Annotated in this window: 12 protein-coding genes; 2 read left to right on the forward strand and 10 right to left on the reverse strand. The window is 67.9% G+C overall.

Features of this window, described 5'->3' with window-relative positions:
- Positions 1 to 39: 39 nt before the first annotated feature.
- The 3 genes from N538_RS0108240 to N538_RS29670 form a co-directional block, all read right to left on the reverse strand.
- The gene (locus tag N538_RS0108240) at positions 40 to 1,281 is read right to left on the reverse strand and encodes a toxic anion resistance protein (protein WP_028636921.1); all 1,242 of its coding nucleotides are present in this window, start codon (positions 1,279 to 1,281) and stop codon (positions 40 to 42) included.
- A gap of 128 nt (positions 1,282 to 1,409) precedes the next feature.
- Positions 1,410 to 2,252 carry a TerD family protein gene (locus N538_RS0108245; RefSeq protein WP_231496164.1) on the reverse strand — a complete coding sequence of 281 codons (843 nt, stop codon included), beginning with the start codon at positions 2,250 to 2,252 and terminating at the stop codon, positions 1,410 to 1,412.
- A 212-nt stretch (positions 2,253 to 2,464) separates the two neighbouring features.
- Positions 2,465 to 3,529, reverse strand: a complete 1,065-nt coding sequence (locus tag N538_RS29670; protein ID WP_442937148.1) for an excalibur calcium-binding domain-containing protein — start codon at positions 3,527 to 3,529, stop codon at positions 2,465 to 2,467.
- 264 nt (positions 3,530 to 3,793) lie between these two features.
- Between N538_RS29670 and N538_RS24400 the strand changes: the two genes are divergently transcribed.
- Both N538_RS24400 and N538_RS28940 read left to right on the forward strand, forming a co-directional pair.
- The gene (locus N538_RS24400; RefSeq protein ID WP_081790372.1) at positions 3,794 to 4,468 is read left to right on the forward strand and encodes a TerD family protein; all 675 of its coding nucleotides are present in this window, start codon (positions 3,794 to 3,796) and stop codon (positions 4,466 to 4,468) included.
- 15 nt (positions 4,469 to 4,483) lie between these two features.
- Complete coding sequence (locus N538_RS28940; protein ID WP_028636924.1) at positions 4,484 to 5,506, forward strand: DUF4236 domain-containing protein; 1,023 nt, start codon at positions 4,484 to 4,486, stop codon at positions 5,504 to 5,506.
- Between the two features lie 590 nt (positions 5,507 to 6,096).
- Here the strand turns inward: N538_RS28940 and N538_RS0108265 are convergent.
- From N538_RS0108265 to N538_RS0108295, 7 genes are all read right to left on the reverse strand, one after another.
- Entirely contained in the window at positions 6,097 to 7,278 is a 1,182-nt protein-coding gene (locus N538_RS0108265) for an HpcH/HpaI aldolase/citrate lyase family protein (protein WP_028636925.1), read from the reverse strand.
- 276 nt (positions 7,279 to 7,554) lie between these two features.
- Positions 7,555 to 8,103 carry a TerD family protein gene (locus N538_RS0108270; protein WP_028636926.1) on the reverse strand — a complete coding sequence of 183 codons (549 nt, stop codon included), beginning with the start codon at positions 8,101 to 8,103 and terminating at the stop codon, positions 7,555 to 7,557.
- Complete coding sequence (locus tag N538_RS0108275; protein WP_155992010.1) at positions 8,100 to 9,053, reverse strand: hypothetical protein; 954 nt, start codon at positions 9,051 to 9,053, stop codon at positions 8,100 to 8,102. Before N538_RS0108275 ends, N538_RS0108270 begins: the two co-directional genes overlap by 4 nt.
- Positions 9,054 to 9,238: 185 nt before the next feature.
- Positions 9,239 to 10,411 (reverse strand): hypothetical protein, encoded by a 1,173-nt coding sequence (locus N538_RS0108280; RefSeq protein ID WP_028636928.1) that lies wholly within the window; start codon positions 10,409 to 10,411, stop codon positions 9,239 to 9,241.
- Positions 10,389 to 12,539, reverse strand: a complete 2,151-nt coding sequence (locus N538_RS0108285) for a GAP1-N2 domain-containing protein (RefSeq protein WP_028636929.1) — start codon at positions 12,537 to 12,539, stop codon at positions 10,389 to 10,391. The genes N538_RS0108280 and N538_RS0108285 overlap by 23 nt, the downstream gene beginning before the upstream one ends.
- Positions 12,536 to 14,821, reverse strand: a complete 2,286-nt coding sequence (locus tag N538_RS0108290; protein ID WP_155992011.1) for a hypothetical protein — start codon at positions 14,819 to 14,821, stop codon at positions 12,536 to 12,538. Before N538_RS0108290 ends, N538_RS0108285 begins: the two co-directional genes overlap by 4 nt.
- Positions 14,818 to 15,588: a hypothetical protein gene (locus tag N538_RS0108295; protein ID WP_155992012.1), complete on the reverse strand. Its 771-nt coding sequence runs from the start codon at positions 15,586 to 15,588 to the stop codon at positions 14,818 to 14,820. The genes N538_RS0108290 and N538_RS0108295 overlap by 4 nt, the downstream gene beginning before the upstream one ends.
- Between the last annotated feature and the right edge of the window lie 9 nt (positions 15,589 to 15,597).

Consider the following 15,597-nt stretch of genomic DNA (forward strand, 5'->3'; position numbering starts at 1 on the left):
CAGTATCCCAAGGCTCTACTCGCGGTCGGGCGCAGCCCGTCAGGAGGTGATCTGGCCAGCGCTTCCCGCCTGGGTCCGCTCCAGGTATGGCTTGGCGCGCTCGATCTGACCCTCCAGCGCGGTGACGGTCTGCGCCATGCTGTCGACCGCCTGCGCCCGGAAGGTGTCCAGAGCGTCCATTGTTGCGAACACGTTGTCGAAGGCCGCCTGCAGCTTCTGCACGTCGAGGGTGGCCGAGGCGGCCTGCTCGTTGATCTGAGCGCCCTGGACCCGCAGCTGCTGGGACGTCGACTCGATGAGGTTGGAGGTTGTCGTGTTGAGAGCGCTGATCTGGTCGAGCACTAGCTTCTGGCGGCTGAGCGCCTGAGAGACAATGACCGCCGTACGGAGTGCGGTCACGGTGGTCGTCTGGGCTCGGTCGACGCCCTTGATCAGCTCAATGTTGTTCTTCCGGACCAGGTCCAGAGCCAGGTAGCCCTGCGCTGCCACCGCCATCTGCGTCATGATGTCTTGCCGCCGCTGACGGATCGCGAAGAGAACGTCCGAGCGCATGGTGTTGGCGTCCTCCGAGCGTCCCGCCGCCTCGAGCTCGGCGATCTTGGACTCCACGGCGGTGTCCAGCGCGGTGGCCAGTGCGTTGTACTCGTTGAGCGTGCCCATCGCCAACCACATGTTCGCCTTCTCGGTCTCGATCGCGGCGTTGTCCTTCCGCAGCTCGTCCTGGCCGGAGTCCAACGCCTTGATGATGGCGTTGAGGTGGTTCTGCGCGGACTGGTACTTGGCGAAGTACCGCGACATCTTGTCGCCACCAGGTATCCACTTAAGGACGCGCTTCACGCCTGTCAGGTCGGCCCGGTTGGGATCGAGCTCCGTCACGGTGACCCGCAGGTCGACGAGCGCGTTCGCGACCCGGGTCTGGGCGTCTCCCGCATCCCCGCCCTTGCTTCCCTTCACAATCGCGGCAGGCCGCTCGAGCATGCGATTGGACACGCTTGCCGACGCTCGCATGTCCTTATCGCCCATCGACGTGATCGAGTCGACCTTCTTGGTGAACTCGGGAGAACGAGCGTCCAAACTCGCGAGCTCGTCGGCGAACGCCTGGGCGCGGCTCTGGAGCTCGGTCTGCTTGGCCGGATCGATCGGCACGGAACCGGCAGCCTGCTCCGGCGCCACCACAGTGACCGGGGCAGGAGGCTCAAGCACGAGGGAACCGCTCGTCGCGGGGATCGCCTGGGACGCCCCAGGGGTGGCGGTGGTGCCGCTGAGGTCGAGCTCGGACATGAAGACTCCTTCGTAAGCCTGTTGGCGCCTTAAGCTACCTGCCCGGCTTTGGGGAGGCGGTGGCATCGGCGGCTGCCGTCCCGCCGCCGCGCTCCACGGGCTCGTTGGTCGGTGAGCTGGGGTCTGCCTCAGAGGTGCGGCGTAATCGCAGGCAGCAAGTCCTTGAACGTCCGGCCGTTGGCGATCGCGCCCAGGGCGGTCATCGCCCAACCGTCACCAGTTCGAGCGACCTTCGCCATCACCTGCGCGGTGTGTGGCCCGGAACCGGTCAGCTCGTATCGGGCGATCTCGTCACCCGTCTGCTCGTCGACGAGGCGGCAGAAGGCGTTCTCGATCTGGCTGAAGTTCTGACCGGTGAACGAGTTCACCAAGAAGACGATCGAGTGGACCTGGGCCGGCAGGCGGTCGAGTCGTACGGCGATCGACTCGTCGTCACCATCCCCGTCACCGGTCAGATTGTCCCCACTGTGCTCGATGGCGCCGTCCTTGCTTGTCAACTGCTGGAACCAGACCTGGTCCAGGACATTGCCACGGGCGTCGTACACGACCGCCGAGGCGTCAAGATCGATCGACTGCGACTTCAGCCCGCCGAAAAGTCCGCGCTTCTTGACCGCGTCCCATCCCAACCCCATCCGCACGTGCGTCAGCGTCGCGCCACCCTTCTTGACGAGCGAAACGGCTTGACCCTTGCTGAGAGATACCGACACCCGAATCTGCCTTTCAAGCTGCTCGCGCAGCGACCTCTGGACGGGCCGCGGCAGGCTGCCGTCGACCGGAGACTTCCATCGCGACTCTAACCGCCAACTGGGACGTCGTCCGGCGAACTGAAGCGGGTGCGACGTCTCGGTACCGGACCTCCGCGGAGTAATGGTCATCCTCGACAGCCGCGAGGAGACAGCGCCCCGATTGACGCCGACATCAGCGTGCTGCTGCTCGACGGGAGCGGTCGGCTGGTCCTCGGACGTGATCACACTCCACCTCGACGACGTCACGGACGAGATGGGCGAAACGTGTGTTCGCCACCATCGACCCGCCCGCGGGCGTGACCTTCGGTGAAACGCTGCTGATTAGGAAGAACCGGGATGACCGCCCCTCATCACGAACCACCCGCCAACAACGGCGATGGAAGTTGAGTTTGGATTCCCTGCGGTGCCCCGCGTGAGGCTGACGTCCGGGTCTAGAGCTACTCGCAAGCAACGCCGTCCCCGTCGCCGTCCAAATGCGAGTCGTAGCCGGGGTCGCCACGGTAGATCGGGGCCGCGCCCGCGGCCCGAACGGCATCGCAGTTCTCGTAGTAGACGGTCGCACTGCTCAAGCTGCTGCTATCGCTGCTCGAGTCGACCGAGCCGCTGCCGGAGCTGCCGATGTCGTCAGCTCCGGGGTCGGTAATGTTGAGCGGGACCTCGACGGGATACCCGGAGTCCGCCAGCGTGGCCTGGCCTGGGCACCCGGCAAGGACTTGCTCCATCACGGCCTTCTCCGGAGAGGTGACCCACAGTCCGAACTTCGCCTTCACCGCAATCTGGCGGGCCACGTACTGGCAGCGGTAAGACTTGTTCGACGGCAGCCAGGTAGCGGCGTCGCCGTCGCCCTTCTGCCGGTTCGCAGACGCGTCGACCGGCAGCAGGTTCAGCGGGTCGGTCGCGATCGCGGCACGCTTCTTGATCGGCCAGTTGAACGCACCGGTGACCCAAGCGTTCCCGAGCGCGACGACGTGGTCTATGTCGACCAGGGTGCCGTCGCCCTTGACGAAGTGGATGGTGGTGCCGGTGTACGGGTCGGCGAGGTCGCCAGACGTCACGACACAGTCGTGGGTGCCAAGCTCGTAGACGACCGCGGTCAGGTCGCGGGTGAGCATGTCGTTGCGCTGATCGCAACCATTGCGGTCCGCGTCGAGCCAGGCAGCTCCGAACCGGTCCCGGTCGTACCCGGTCATGGGAGCACGGCCCTTGACCGAGAGCGCGGCGAGCACCGCGAGCGCGGAGTCCGCGCCGACGGGCGCCTCGATGGCCGACTCGGTCTCCGACGCGATGACAGTGGGTGCGGCCGGGGCGGTGGTGGTCTCGGGGGCCGGCGGCTGCGTGGCCGCGGCCGCGGTCTCGGCCAGAGACGGCTTCGGTTCCGCAGGAGCGGCGCTTGAGGTCGCGCCGCAGGCGGCGAACGTGAGAGCGCAGGCTGCCGCGGCAACCGCGGCGGACAGGCGGCCCAGAGTTTGGTTGGTCATGCCACGTACCGTGCTTTCCCCCATATCGACCGCGATGGTTTGCTGCGCGCAGCAGCGAGCAGCACACCACTGCCTGAGACGCAGGAGCGCTCGGGCCGTGGAAGAATCTACCCAACTTGGGGCGCTAGCGGATCATTTCCGCGACCAGGTCGACGCACCCGTTAGATCCCCGCGCTAGGCATCTGGCCATTCAAGGTTCGCCTACCTCAGGTACCGACGGCTACGGCGACCCAAGCCACAACGCCCGGTTCGACTGCGGTGTCGGGCGCATCCGGCAAGATGTCCGCCATGCAGGAGTTAACTAAGGGGGCGAACGCCCCCGTGCCGGCCGACGCAGTCCTGATCCGGGTCCGCTGGTCGACTGGACCGGCCGTCCCCGACGTGGACGTGTCCGCGCTGCTGTGTGGCACCACCGGCAAGGTCAGCAGCGATCACGACTTCATCTTCTACAACCAGCCGACCCATCCGTCCGGCAGTGTTCGCCACCTCGGCAAGTCCTCCGCCGGCACGATCGCCACCGACCTGCTCGGGGTCAACCTCACGCAAGTTCCAACACCGGTCGACAAGGTCGTCATCGCCACGTCCGCGGACGGCACTTTCGGGCAGGTTCCCGGCCTGAGTGTCGAGGTGCTCGACGCTCGCGGCGACGAGCCACTGCTGCGGTTCCCGATGACCGCTACCTCCGAGGCTGGGCTCATCGTGGGCGAGCTCTACCGCCACGCCGGCCGTTGGAAGTTCCGCGCCGTCGGACAGGGATACAACGACGGCCTTGCCGGCCTGGCCCGCGACTTCGGGATCACCGTGGACGACGCCCCCACGCAATCCGCCACCCCCGTCCCAGGCCCTGCGTCAGCCCCATCTGACGTGGGAGCCCCGGCACCGGTCACGGCGCCCGGCCTATCGGGTGGCTCTGGCGGCATCGACTGGCTTAACCCTCCGGTCCCAGTCGGTTACGACAACTAACGGAGCAAGCCCACTGTGGGATTCAGGTACAGCAAGTCGATCAAGGTGCTTCCGGGCGTCCGCATGAACGTCTCCAAGTCCGGGATCGGCTACTCCGCCGGCGTCCGCGGCGCGCGCATCACCCGATCCGCCACCGGACGCACCTACCGGACGCTATCGCTGCCCGGCACCGGCCTGTCCCATGTCCAGATGATCGGCGGTGGCAGGAGCCAATCCGGTTCGAACTCACGAACGCGCACGACCGCCAGCCCATCCCAGCCGCCGTTGCCGCCGGCCCCGCAGCCCGGGCTGCTCGCCCCCGCTGCGGAGAAGGCGCTGTTCAAGGCCGTCCTCTCTGGGTCCCCGAACCCTGACGCGTTGTCCAAGGTCGGGCGTGAGCACGGCGACTACCGAGTCCTGGCCGCGGCGCTCGAGGGCTTCCTCCGGTTCCAGATCGGTGACTACGCCAGGGCCCGCGAGCTCCTCGCCTGGGTGTTCGCGCAGCGGCAGGAGATTGCCGCGCATCCGTTCGCCCGCAAGTACTTGGCCGGGTCTACCATCACCGTCGAGATCGCCGACGGCGTCTCGGTGACGCTCCCGATGGACACCTCGACCGCAGGGCTCGCCGTCGCCGAGCTCCACCAGTCCGCCGGCGACCTCGCCGTAGCGATCGCCACCGTCGAGAACGTCGACCCACCTACGACCATCGCCGCGCTCTCCCTCGCCGAGCTCTACATCGAAGCGGGCCGGCATGTGGACGTCGTCGACCTCACCAATGGCGTCACAAACGTCGACGATCCCACCGCACTGCTGTGCGTGTTTCGCGGCATCGGTCTGCGTGAACAGGGCTACCACGACGCCGCCCGCGACGCGTTCAAAGAGGCGCTGAAGTCCCGCTCTCGGGGAACCGAGATCCGACATCGCGGCTATATCGAACGTTCGCTGACGTATCTGGCGCAGAACAAGAACGCGATGGCCCGTAAGGACCTCGAGCGGGTCCTGGCTGAGGACGCGAACGCGCCCGGTCTGCGTGAGGCTCTCGCCCAACTGCCGAACTGAGCGGGCACGCCACTGTGGGCGGCATGTGGCGATCGATCCCAGATGCGCGATCCGGGGGGCCCGCCAAGAGCGAAGAAGAACGCTGCCCCTGACATGAAGACAGGGGGCACGCTAAACGTGCACGAGAACCGACCGAGCTCGGTGCCGAGCCCCAGGGCGCCGTCCTCGTCGAGGAGGGAAGGCCGAGGACCTGTGTCTCCTCGGGCGGGGTGCCCCGCTACGGCGAGGCCCGGGCCGTCCCGTCGGCTGCTGGCCGTTGAGCACCCGGCACGGCCGACCGGCGGCCACGGCAGTGTCGTACAGCAGCGTCAGCATCCACGAGCCCATCTCCGCAGTTCCGGACGATCAGGCGCCGCCATACGGCTCCAAGTCGGCGGGCGAGCAGCCGAAGGTCTCAGTGTCGGCGGTTACCAGGACGGTTTTCGTATCCCGGCCTGCGTCGCTTCCTGAGGTGCCTCGGTAGTCATGGAGTTCACGGTGTCTGTTCGCCGTCGAGGCACAACCGGGCGGCCCCAGGGCAGCCGGGACGGACAGGCCGCCCAGCTCGTTCCGCGGGTCGCGACGGTCGCCGTATCGGCGCCAAGCAGGGTTCAGGTGCAGGCGCTCGCGGCGAGCAGGTCGACGAACCCAACTTCGGGGGCAGCCACCCCGAACGCCGCTGCGCGGCGCACGGTCCGCTCCGCCCACGATCGGTGGGGCCTCGCCTCATTCATCTTGTTCCGGTACGCAGACGCGCGCACCCCGCCGCTCGTCATCTGCTCCCCCAGGATGTCGCACGCGTCGGCGTACTCCTCGTGGGTCACAACGGAGAGGGCATGCACGGCCGCAACGTGCGTCGGGTGGATGACCGTCTTGCCCGTCAGACCGTTCGCCTTGTCGAGGACGGCCTCACGGATGAGCCCGTCCAGGTCGCGACGAATCAGCCGATGTCGAAGCTTCCGCTCATCGTTTTCGTCGAACGGCGACTCGCGCAGCAACGGCTTGGACATCCGGTCATGGTTGACGAAGTACTCCCACACCGGGCCGGTCACCACGTACCCGGACCCGTCGGCGCGGCCCAAGACGTTGACGACGTCAGAGATGACCTCGGCGACGACTCGAACATCGTAGATGGTCAGGTCCCGGTCGCGGCGTATCCCGAACGCCGCCGACAGGTCCGTGGCGCCCAGCCGCACGGCCAGCACGACATCGCGATGCTTGGCCAGCAGACGCTGCACTCCCAGAAGCATGTCGGTGCGAGTCTCGACGTGGACGGCCTCGGGAGACTCGATGACCGGCATGGCGTGCAGCGCCAACCCGGTTCTCGATCTGACGTCGGCTAGCGCCTCGAGGAACTCGACCCCGGTTTCTTCGGTGAACTTCGGGAGCACGAACCCCGACAGGACGCGGGCGTGCACCCCCAGCCCGTCAACGACGTCGACGATCTGATCTGGGTTACGGACCCGAACGAACGTCAACGGAAACTGCGCCGCGGGGCCGCCTCCGATGACGGCCCGGCCGAGCTCGCCCAGCTGATTCACGACATTCTTCTCGGCGGCCGGAAGGTCAACGTCAGCGATTGCGTCCTCCAGACACACGACACTGCTCACCACACCCGACCCGCCCTGCTTGACCAGGTCTCTTGCCAGCGTCGTCCGGGTCGCCGGCATGTACAGGGTCGCGCCCAGGGCGACCGCAAGGACCTCGGCGTCCGCGTCGCGGTCGAACTCCTCGGGATGTACCGAGAACAGCCGCTCGGTCTCGGTAGGGTTGAGGTGGTCGAAGTGCCGCATCCGGTTCCTCCGTGCTCGGTCGCGCTGTTCGCAGGCCGTCACGCTACCAACGGCCGCACCGCTGCCGATCGCAGACGCGTAGCGCACACCGCCGTCCCCACGGCAGATCCGAGCGTCCCGGTCAGCAGCCGGCCCAATGCGTGCGTCCGAGACCCGGGCACGGTGCCGGCTCTGGAACGATCTCAGGCATGCCCGTGTCACGCGAGGTACCTGTGACGTCCCGCCTCTCCCTTCCTTGCGGGCGGAAACCAGCGGACCGGTTTACGATCACACCGGTCAGTCGCTGATGGAGACCCCGTAGTCCTCACTCAGGCCGCGCAAACCGGTTTCGTACCCCTGCCCGACAGCTCGGATCTTCCATTCGCTGCCACGGCGATACAGCTCCACGAGGATCAGACAGGCCGTGCCTGCCTTCTCGGGCCCGACCTCGTAGCTCGCTAAGACCCGCCCTGAGGCGGGGTCGAAGGCGGCCACCTCGATACCGGACACCGACGTCAAGGACACCCCCGGCTCAAGGGCCGCCAACGCCACGATCACCTGATGTGCCCTGTCCGGGAGTTGCGCCAGGTGCACCTGAAACTGGCCGCGGTCTCCGTCCGTCGGAACACCCATGGCGAGGTGCCTGAGGAACACTGCCCGTTCGGGGGAAACCACGTTGTTGAAGAACACCATGTGGCCATCGCCAAGTACCTTCCGGTCCTCGTCGCACACCAACGCCACCAGGTCGCAGTCGACTGAGTCGACCCTCCACCGTGCCCCGACCACCAGACCGTTCATCGACGACGGTCCCAAGACCGTGTTGGCACCCCGCGACAGCGTGGTCATCCGGCCACCTGCAACGCCCACTTGAAGGGATCCAGCACACGGAACGGCGCCATCCCTCCGGAATGGAGCATCTCGCCCTCCGGGCTGGCGCCGAGGGCTGAGACCGCGAAGTACCGGTAGCTCTCCGCGGACTCCTCGATCATCGCCGTCACGCCGGTCGCCTCGAGACGGTCAAGGAGCGCGCGCACCTCCATGTGCAGCAGGTCCGCGTCCGCAGCGTCGAACCACGCGCTGCGCAGCGACGGGTCTCGCTGCAGCGGCGAACCAGGCCGGTTCATGATCCGCGACCACTCGGTGCCCTCAACCCTGCGCAACTCTTGCATCGTGTCGAACTTCGAGAGCACCACCGCCAACGGAATGCCCGTCCGCGCACCAACCTTCTTGCCCGTCATCAGCGACAGCAGGTGCTGGAGCACTGCCGTGCCGTCGCCACCCACCCGGGAATCGGAGGGGACCGCATCGCTGAGCATGTGGCGAATCGCGGGCACCTTGAGCGGATCCAGGAGCGCGATCACGGCATCGGCGCGCGAGAAGAAGCTCAAGGCCAGGTCGCGCTTGTCCTCCAGGTCCTCCCCCGCAACGTCGCGCATCACCAGGACCCTGCTGCGGCGCGTGTTGTCCGGCATCACCTCAGTGAACCCGAACATCAACGGCTCCCGCGCAGTCGTCTGGTCGTCCCCGATCGACGCCGTCGGCGCGAGCAGCTGCCGTTCCTCCTGCAACCGGCGGGTGTAGGTGTCGTAAAAGATTCTCTCGGTCTCCCCGATGCCGCGCAGAGCCGAGCGGTGGTGTCGTTCCACCAGCAGCTCGAGCTGCGCCTTCGCAGCGGCCAGCATCAGGCTCTTGCCGGTTGCTCGCGCACCCGACATCGCTACGCACGTGACCTTCGCAGAACGCCAGCTCGGCGGGATCTCGCCCAGGCAAGCCGGGCAGGCTTCCACGTCGGTCACCGTCTGACACTTCGAACACGTTGCCCGGTCCGCGCCGCGTGCCTCGAGCACGGGCTTCAGGTGCGTCTCGTGGCCGCGAGCCGCTGTCGCTGTCTCGTTGCGGGTGCTCTGGCACGTACCCACGCACACGAAGTACTGGGGCTCTGCCGGTAGGTACCGGAAGCACGTGGGGCACTTGGTTTCACTCACCGAACCACCGCCAAGCTCGAGGTGAGTCGCGCCGCCAGCTCTGCCGCCCGGGAACCACCCAACGACGGCTCGCCGGCTGGTCCCAGCTGGACTGCGACGGCGGAGAAGTTGTCGACACCTTCCGCGAGCTCGAGACCGCTGAGTTCCTCGGCCCACCACTCCACGTCACCGAGGTCGCTGGTCAGCCCCACGCGTGACCTGCCGAAGGTCAGCAGCCGGAAATCCACCTGGCGGTGCTGCCGGGCTAAGTCAAGCAGGGCAGGGAGGTCTCCAGGCACGCCGTCCGCGACCAGCAGCACCACGCCACCGGGACCGACCCGGCCCGCGAGCTCGGCGGCGGTAGCGGCCACGTAGCACCACGACGCCGGCTCGACGCTCTCGTACAACGCAGCGACCAGAGCGCTCGGATCCGTACGTGCATCCGCTACGGCGACCGCGGAGACACCCGACAAGACGGCTTCGGAGGCCCAGTTGCCAGTCCACTCCACCAAGGTTCCGCACGCAAGCTCCAGCACCGCCGTGAGCGATTCGCGCGGAAGTGCGGAAGTGATCGAGGCCGAGCCGTCCAGCGCTACCGCCCACGCCTTGCCGGTGCCGTCGTTTCGCTGAGCTGTCGAGGACAGCCGCGAGGTGTCGCGAAGTGCATAGCGGCCCGGCCGGATCCACGGATGGGCGGTGTCGTCGGGGCGCACCAGCGCCACGGACTCACGCTCGCCTCCGAACAGGTCCCCCGAGGTGAACCGCTCTTCCGGTGCCCCGGGGTTCGCGGGGACCAGGCCAGTATCGGATGCGGTGATGATCGAGCGACCGGGTGCGAACTCCACGACGGCGAGCTCGCAGTTCGGCAACGCCCCGACGTCGACCTGGGCGATCAGTACCTGCTCGGTCGCGACGCTGGCTCCCAAGGTGGTCACGGTCAGACCCAGGGTCGTGCCGGCCGGGAACGCTCTGCTGTCGACGGGCCGGGTGACCAGGCGCAGGCGCCGTGGTTCGGGGGTGATCACGACCTCCGTGGCGGACTTGCGGATCATGACCGTCGTCTCGTGTCCGGCCTGGTCGAGCGCGGCCAGCTGGACGACGCGAGGGTCCGCTCCCGTGAGCGTCACCTCGAGCGCGGCGTGGGGCAGGTCGTGCGACTGTCCCGGGTCAAGTTCGCGGTTGGCGACCATCAGATCCTCCGTACATGAGTTGTTCGATCCGAGATGACCAATCTCTCGGCATCCCGCGGTAGCCGGAGAACTTCTCCTCGAAGATGTAGTCCTGCGTGCTGTGCTCCAGGGCGTTCCACGCTCGGAGGGCTCCAGCCCATCCCAGCGTTCGTCCGGGAGCCACTGGGAACGAAAGTGGTGACTGCGCCGGGCGCGGGTCGACGTCGCGGTTCAGCGCGGCCACCACGAGCTCGGCGGCCAGTGGGGCGTCCTTACCGACGATCAGCCCGGTGACGACCTTGACCCACTGGGCCGTTTCCCGCTCGAGGCTGTCCAAGCTCGCTGGCGTCAGGTCCTCTCGGACCCCCATCACGTCTCGAAGGACTTCCTCCATGGCGTGGTAGTGCCACAAGAGGTTCTCGGTCTCGGTGCGCTTCTTGACGACGTCGCTGATCTGGACTGCGAGCCTGGCGATCGCCGGCTCGCTGATCCCGAGTCCGGGAGGCGTCGAGGTGCGCAGCACCGGTGCCCCGGCGACACCGGCCGTGGGTCGGGTCACCGTCGGCCGGAGGGGCGCTGCGGTGGGCGCTGCGGTGGGCGCTGCGACGGGCGCCTCGGGGCCTGGGACCGTCGGCGTCATTTTTGGGTGGACAGGGCCGGGCGATCGCGATGTCGACGCCTCCCGTCTGGCCGCCGCTGACTCAGCTGCCGCTGTCAACGGGTTCGGCGCCTCCTGAGGCGACCGCGTCGACCACGGCGACCTCGCCGGCGGTGGGTTCGCTTCGGAGGCGGTCTCGTCCGGAGCAAGGTCCGCGTCTGCGGGCGCATCCAGTTCGCGCTGTGGCGCGCCGGCGGCGGCATCCGTCCACGCAGAAGCCCGTGCCTGGTACGTCCCCTCGGAACCTCCCGCTCCGCTGCCGGCCTCTCGGGCAGTCGCTGGGACTCGTGTGCCCTGTCCGGACTCGACGCCCGTGGGCGAATCCGCATCCGAAGATGTCTCCCGCGCGGCCGGTCGGCCCGCATCGATGTGACGAACGGGCACGAACTCCGCCAGACGGGGATGCGCGTCGAGCTCGGAGGGGAACGTCTCCACGCACTCGCGCCGCATCCGCTCCGCGTCGGTGACCGGCGACCCGGTCACCAGCATCGCTATCGACAGGCCCCAGTGCAGCGGCAGGCCCGCGGCAACCGCATGCGTGAGGCCCGAGGTGATGTCGTCCATCGTCTCGAGTACCGCTACAACGCTGGCTCGGTCGAGCGCGAACAGGTCGAGCATCGCGTCCTGCCATCGTGGAGCATCCGGCCAGGACTGCCCGCCCGGCGCCTCCCACGTCTCGCCGTCGTCATCGAGGCCCCACCGTGGGTCCAGCGCCAACAGCTTCGGCGAGGCCGTCGACATCACCTCGTCCAGGTCTTCGCGCGGCACGCAGACCACGTCCAGATGTTCGCCGGCAAGCAGCCGGCCGATGCCTGCTCCTCGCTCGTAGGTGACCCACCTGATCCCGCGCGCTTGTGCCGGCGGCATCAGGTGGCACAGCACCCCGATCCACCGGGCGCCCTCATCGGGCGTCTCCACCGCGAGCACCAACGTGGTGCCGCTGGCGTAGGCGTGTGCCATCGCCGCGAGCAGCCACTCGGCCACGAAGCGGTGCTCCCCCTCCATGATGAAGTCGACGACTTGGGTGCGGCCCACCGCGTCTCCGGGGCGAAGGTCTCCGAGCTTCGCCGAGTTCACCTCGCCAATCCCGAACGGCGTCAGCCAGTCGGGCGAGCGCCAATAGTCGATCGGTCTGGTGGCCGGCGCCGACTCCCGTCTCGCAGCGGCGTGGGTGAACACGTTCCCAGGGCGCCCGGAGGCGTCCTGTCCCGCACTGGCTGCGTGCCACATGAGCGTGGCTCCGTCGTCCGCCTCGGTTGCCAGCATCCTCCGGGGCCGCGCATCCAGCTCTGCCTGGGTCGCGAACGGCGACGTGGCGACGACTTCCTCCAGCGAGGTCGTCACACCGTTGCGCAGCACCTCCACCAGATCGGCGGGTGCGCCGGGGCTGACCTCGCCGACACCCCAACCTCCCCGTGAAGCGCCTGGCCGGTCCATGGAGACGTAGGTCAGCTGCGCCCACGACGTCTCCGCTGACATCTCCGCGCTCATGCGTCGCCCACCGAGAGCCGGCCAACCGCGGGGTCCAGGACCGCGATCAAATGCGCGTGCTCTGCGGGCATTTCCACGAACAGGCGAATGTACCCGCTCATCCCCACAAGGTTGAGATTCTCGAACACCGACGCGGGTGTGGCCTCAGGCATCGCCAGTCGCCGGCGCGCCACTTCGATTCCGTCCCGTTCGCGCGAGTGCAACGGCAACCTGTACGGGTGGTTCACCAGGACGAGAGTGATGTCGTCGACCGAGCCGTCCGCAGTCACCGTGACTCGCCGCAGTGCCGGCGTTGTCCCGGCGCGCCCGAGAAGCCCTCGAGGCTGTTCCTCCGTGGTCACGTCGTACCGCAACCGCAGCAGCCCCGGGTAGTCGATTGACCTGGGCTCTGACAAGGTTGAGCGTGCCTCTGCGAACGAGACTGCGACCACGTGGACCACGCAACCTCGAGCCGGCAGTGGTGCCGCCAGATGCGCACCACCCTGCTTTACGTACTCGTCCTCAAACAGCTCCGCGACGGGCTCCTGCAGCTCCGGCACGAGCGGGGTGCCCGGCGATCCGATGTAGATCCGCACCTGGCCTGCTCCCGGCGGCCACGCGAACGTCAAGAACTGCTCGTCGACGCGCTCGACCAGGCGTAGGCGATCGACGGCCGCGGACCTGTTGAGGATGACGACGTTGCCGACCTGAATCTGGTCCTCGGACAGCACGGTCACCGCCGTGAAGTACACACGCGACCATCCTTGCGGCCACGGCACGCCACGCATCGAGTCAACGCCGTCTGCGGACTCCAGTTGACGTGTCTGCAGCAGCTCCGGCGTCAGGCCTCCGGGCTGACGAGTGAGCGCGCCCCGGTCGATGACTCGCGCGCCGATGCCGGAGGTGGGCGGGGTCGCCGACCGGTAGATCTCGACCTTGCCGAGCGCTGGACGGGTCCACTGGAGATCGCAGACGTCCTCGGACCCCTCCTGGAGGGTCACCTTCAGGTCTTCGACCTTCTCCAGGACCGCTTGGACCCGCACCGGCCGCACCACAGGAGGTGACTGCGTGCCCACGTCCGCGATGTTCGCGAACGCGTAGACGCGGTACTCGTAGGACTGCCCCGGATGTGCGGCGTCGTCGCTGAACCCTCCCATCCCGACGATGTTGGCCGGCAGGAGGTAGTTCGGGTTGTAGTGCGTCTGGGTTGCGGCAACCTCGGCCGGGATGCGGAGCACGTCGACCCGCTCGACACCGTCAGCGGTCTGCCACTGCCCGATGACCGTGCCCTCGTCCTCGCGAATCACGCAATTGCGCACAGGCATGACGCAACTGCCCGACGCGTACAGCCGTGGCAGCAAGTCGCGAGCCGCGCGCTCGGTGACGCCCTCGTGTACCCACACTGCTACGTGACGCACCGGATGTTCCACGGCACGGGTGTCGGCTGCTTCACGGTCGTAGGTAGCGACCAGCAGATCACCCAGCTCCGGTGACAGGTTCGGCAGGAACTGGTCGTTGGTCACGACCCGGTAGATCCGCACCATGTGGTCTTGCGGAGGCTCGGGCCACGCCATGCTCAGGGCGCCTTCGTCCGAGATGGTGAACGTGACCTCGAGCGGCGCAGGCCCAGGGTCCGTCTGCGCTCCGTAGACCCAGGCTGCGAAGTCGGTGCCCTCGGCCTCCCCCGTCTTCTCCGGTCCGCCCTCTTCCGCAGTGTCCGGGATCTGTGCTGGCTCGTCCTCCGCTGCCGTCTCGTCGACGTGCACAGCGGCGAGAAGCTCGCGCACCTCGGCCTCGTGCTGACGCAGGAACGGCCCGAGACGCTTGAACGACACCCGGTCCGACTCAGCTGCTTCCCGCAGGTTCGCGTCGTTGACGTTGCTGACGTCCTCCCCGGAGGACTTGCGCCGCTCCACGTACTCCACGAGCGCTTCGTAGCGGACCGCCGCCAGGGCGCTCATCCCGGAAGTGCTCGAAACTCCAGCGCTCGACCCTCCAGCGCTCGATCGAGTGCGGTGGGACTGGTCGGGGCGCGGAGCTGGCTGGAGCGCGTTCGGCCCACTGGTGGCGGGTGTCGCCGCAACCTTCGGGCCGGCCGCAGCGGAGAGCGCCCGGTCGTCTATCGCAGCCAGCAGCCCGTCCCACGCCGAGACTAGGCGGTCTCGATCTTCCCAGAGCATCCGGTCGACGACCTCCAGGTCGCGCACTCCTAGGCGCACGACGACCTCGACGTCTACCGCGTCGGGTGCCGCGTTGCCCAGCGCTGTACGCCAGGTCAGCGCCCGGTCCAGTTCTGCACTCACCTGTGTTCTCCGTTCGGGTGGGCCTTCCCAGGCTCGCCATCCAGGAACTGACTCACGATCGGGGCAGTGGTCGAACTGCTGCTGCCGCTGTTGTGTAGCTCGCCGACCGGGGCACTCCACACGCCCGCGGCAAGTACTGATGGCTGCCCCGCCGCGAGAGCCGGCCGCTGCGTTCCCACATCCGGAGGCCGCACCACCATCGCCTGATTCGTCCCCCGCCGCTTCACCGGCGCCGGCCAGCTCATGATCACCGCCGCGGCCACCAACACAGACGCCGAAAGAGCCATCCAAACGGCCAGCCCAACAGTCGCCTGACCTGACGTCTTGTCTGCCGCCGTGGACGATCCGATGCCCGCCACCTCGTTGACGGCCGACGCCACCAGCATCGCGTCGACCACCAGACCCGCCCACGCCGACGCGGCCAGGAGGGAGAAGACCACAAGCACGCGGGAGTCCCGGCCGGCGAGCAGCACGACCGCGTGCGCCCCGACCAACGTTGCCGTGACCAGGCACGCGACGAGTCCGACGAACGTATCCGCCGGACGCGCGTCCATCGACAGGAAGGAGGTGGACAGAACCTCGCCTTCAACCCTGCCCCATGCTGCGGGCAGACACGCGACCATGAGCACGCTGGCGGTTCCCAGCAGCGCCGCACCCCACGGCCGTCGACGCGACGGTGCACTCCAGTCCCGGCGCCGGCCGAGCAGCCACACGATCACCGCGAGCGTCGCGCACCCCAACGCGACGTCGAACGTGACCAGCAGCATCAGCTGAGC

It is taken from the genome of Nocardioides sp. URHA0032 (assembly GCF_000620645.1).
Lineage (GTDB): Bacteria > Actinomycetota > Actinomycetes > Propionibacteriales > Nocardioidaceae > Nocardioides.

Bases quoted from the DNA above. Each gene is read 5' to 3' on its own strand.
- N538_RS0108295 (WP_155992012.1), bottom strand. From the start codon at position 15,588: ATGCTGCTGGTCACGTTCGACGTCGCGTTGGGGTGCGCGACGCTCGCG.
- N538_RS0108280 (WP_028636928.1), bottom strand. From the start codon at position 10,411: ATGGTCGCCAACCGCGAACTTGACCCGGGACAGTCGCACGACCTGCCC.
- N538_RS0108285 (WP_028636929.1), bottom strand. From the start codon at position 12,539: ATGAGCGCGGAGATGTCAGCGGAGACGTCGTGGGCGCAGCTGACCTAC.
- N538_RS0108265 (WP_028636925.1), bottom strand. From the start codon at position 7,278: ATGCGGCACTTCGACCACCTCAACCCTACCGAGACCGAGCGGCTGTTC.
- N538_RS24400 (WP_081790372.1), top strand. From the start codon at position 3,794: ATGCAGGAGTTAACTAAGGGGGCGAACGCCCCCGTGCCGGCCGACGCA.
- N538_RS0108270 (WP_028636926.1), bottom strand. From the start codon at position 8,103: ATGACCACGCTGTCGCGGGGTGCCAACACGGTCTTGGGACCGTCGTCG.
- N538_RS29670 (WP_442937148.1), bottom strand. From the start codon at position 3,529: ATGGGGGAAAGCACGGTACGTGGCATGACCAACCAAACTCTGGGCCGC.
- N538_RS0108240 (WP_028636921.1), bottom strand. From the start codon at position 1,281: ATGTCCGAGCTCGACCTCAGCGGCACCACCGCCACCCCTGGGGCGTCC.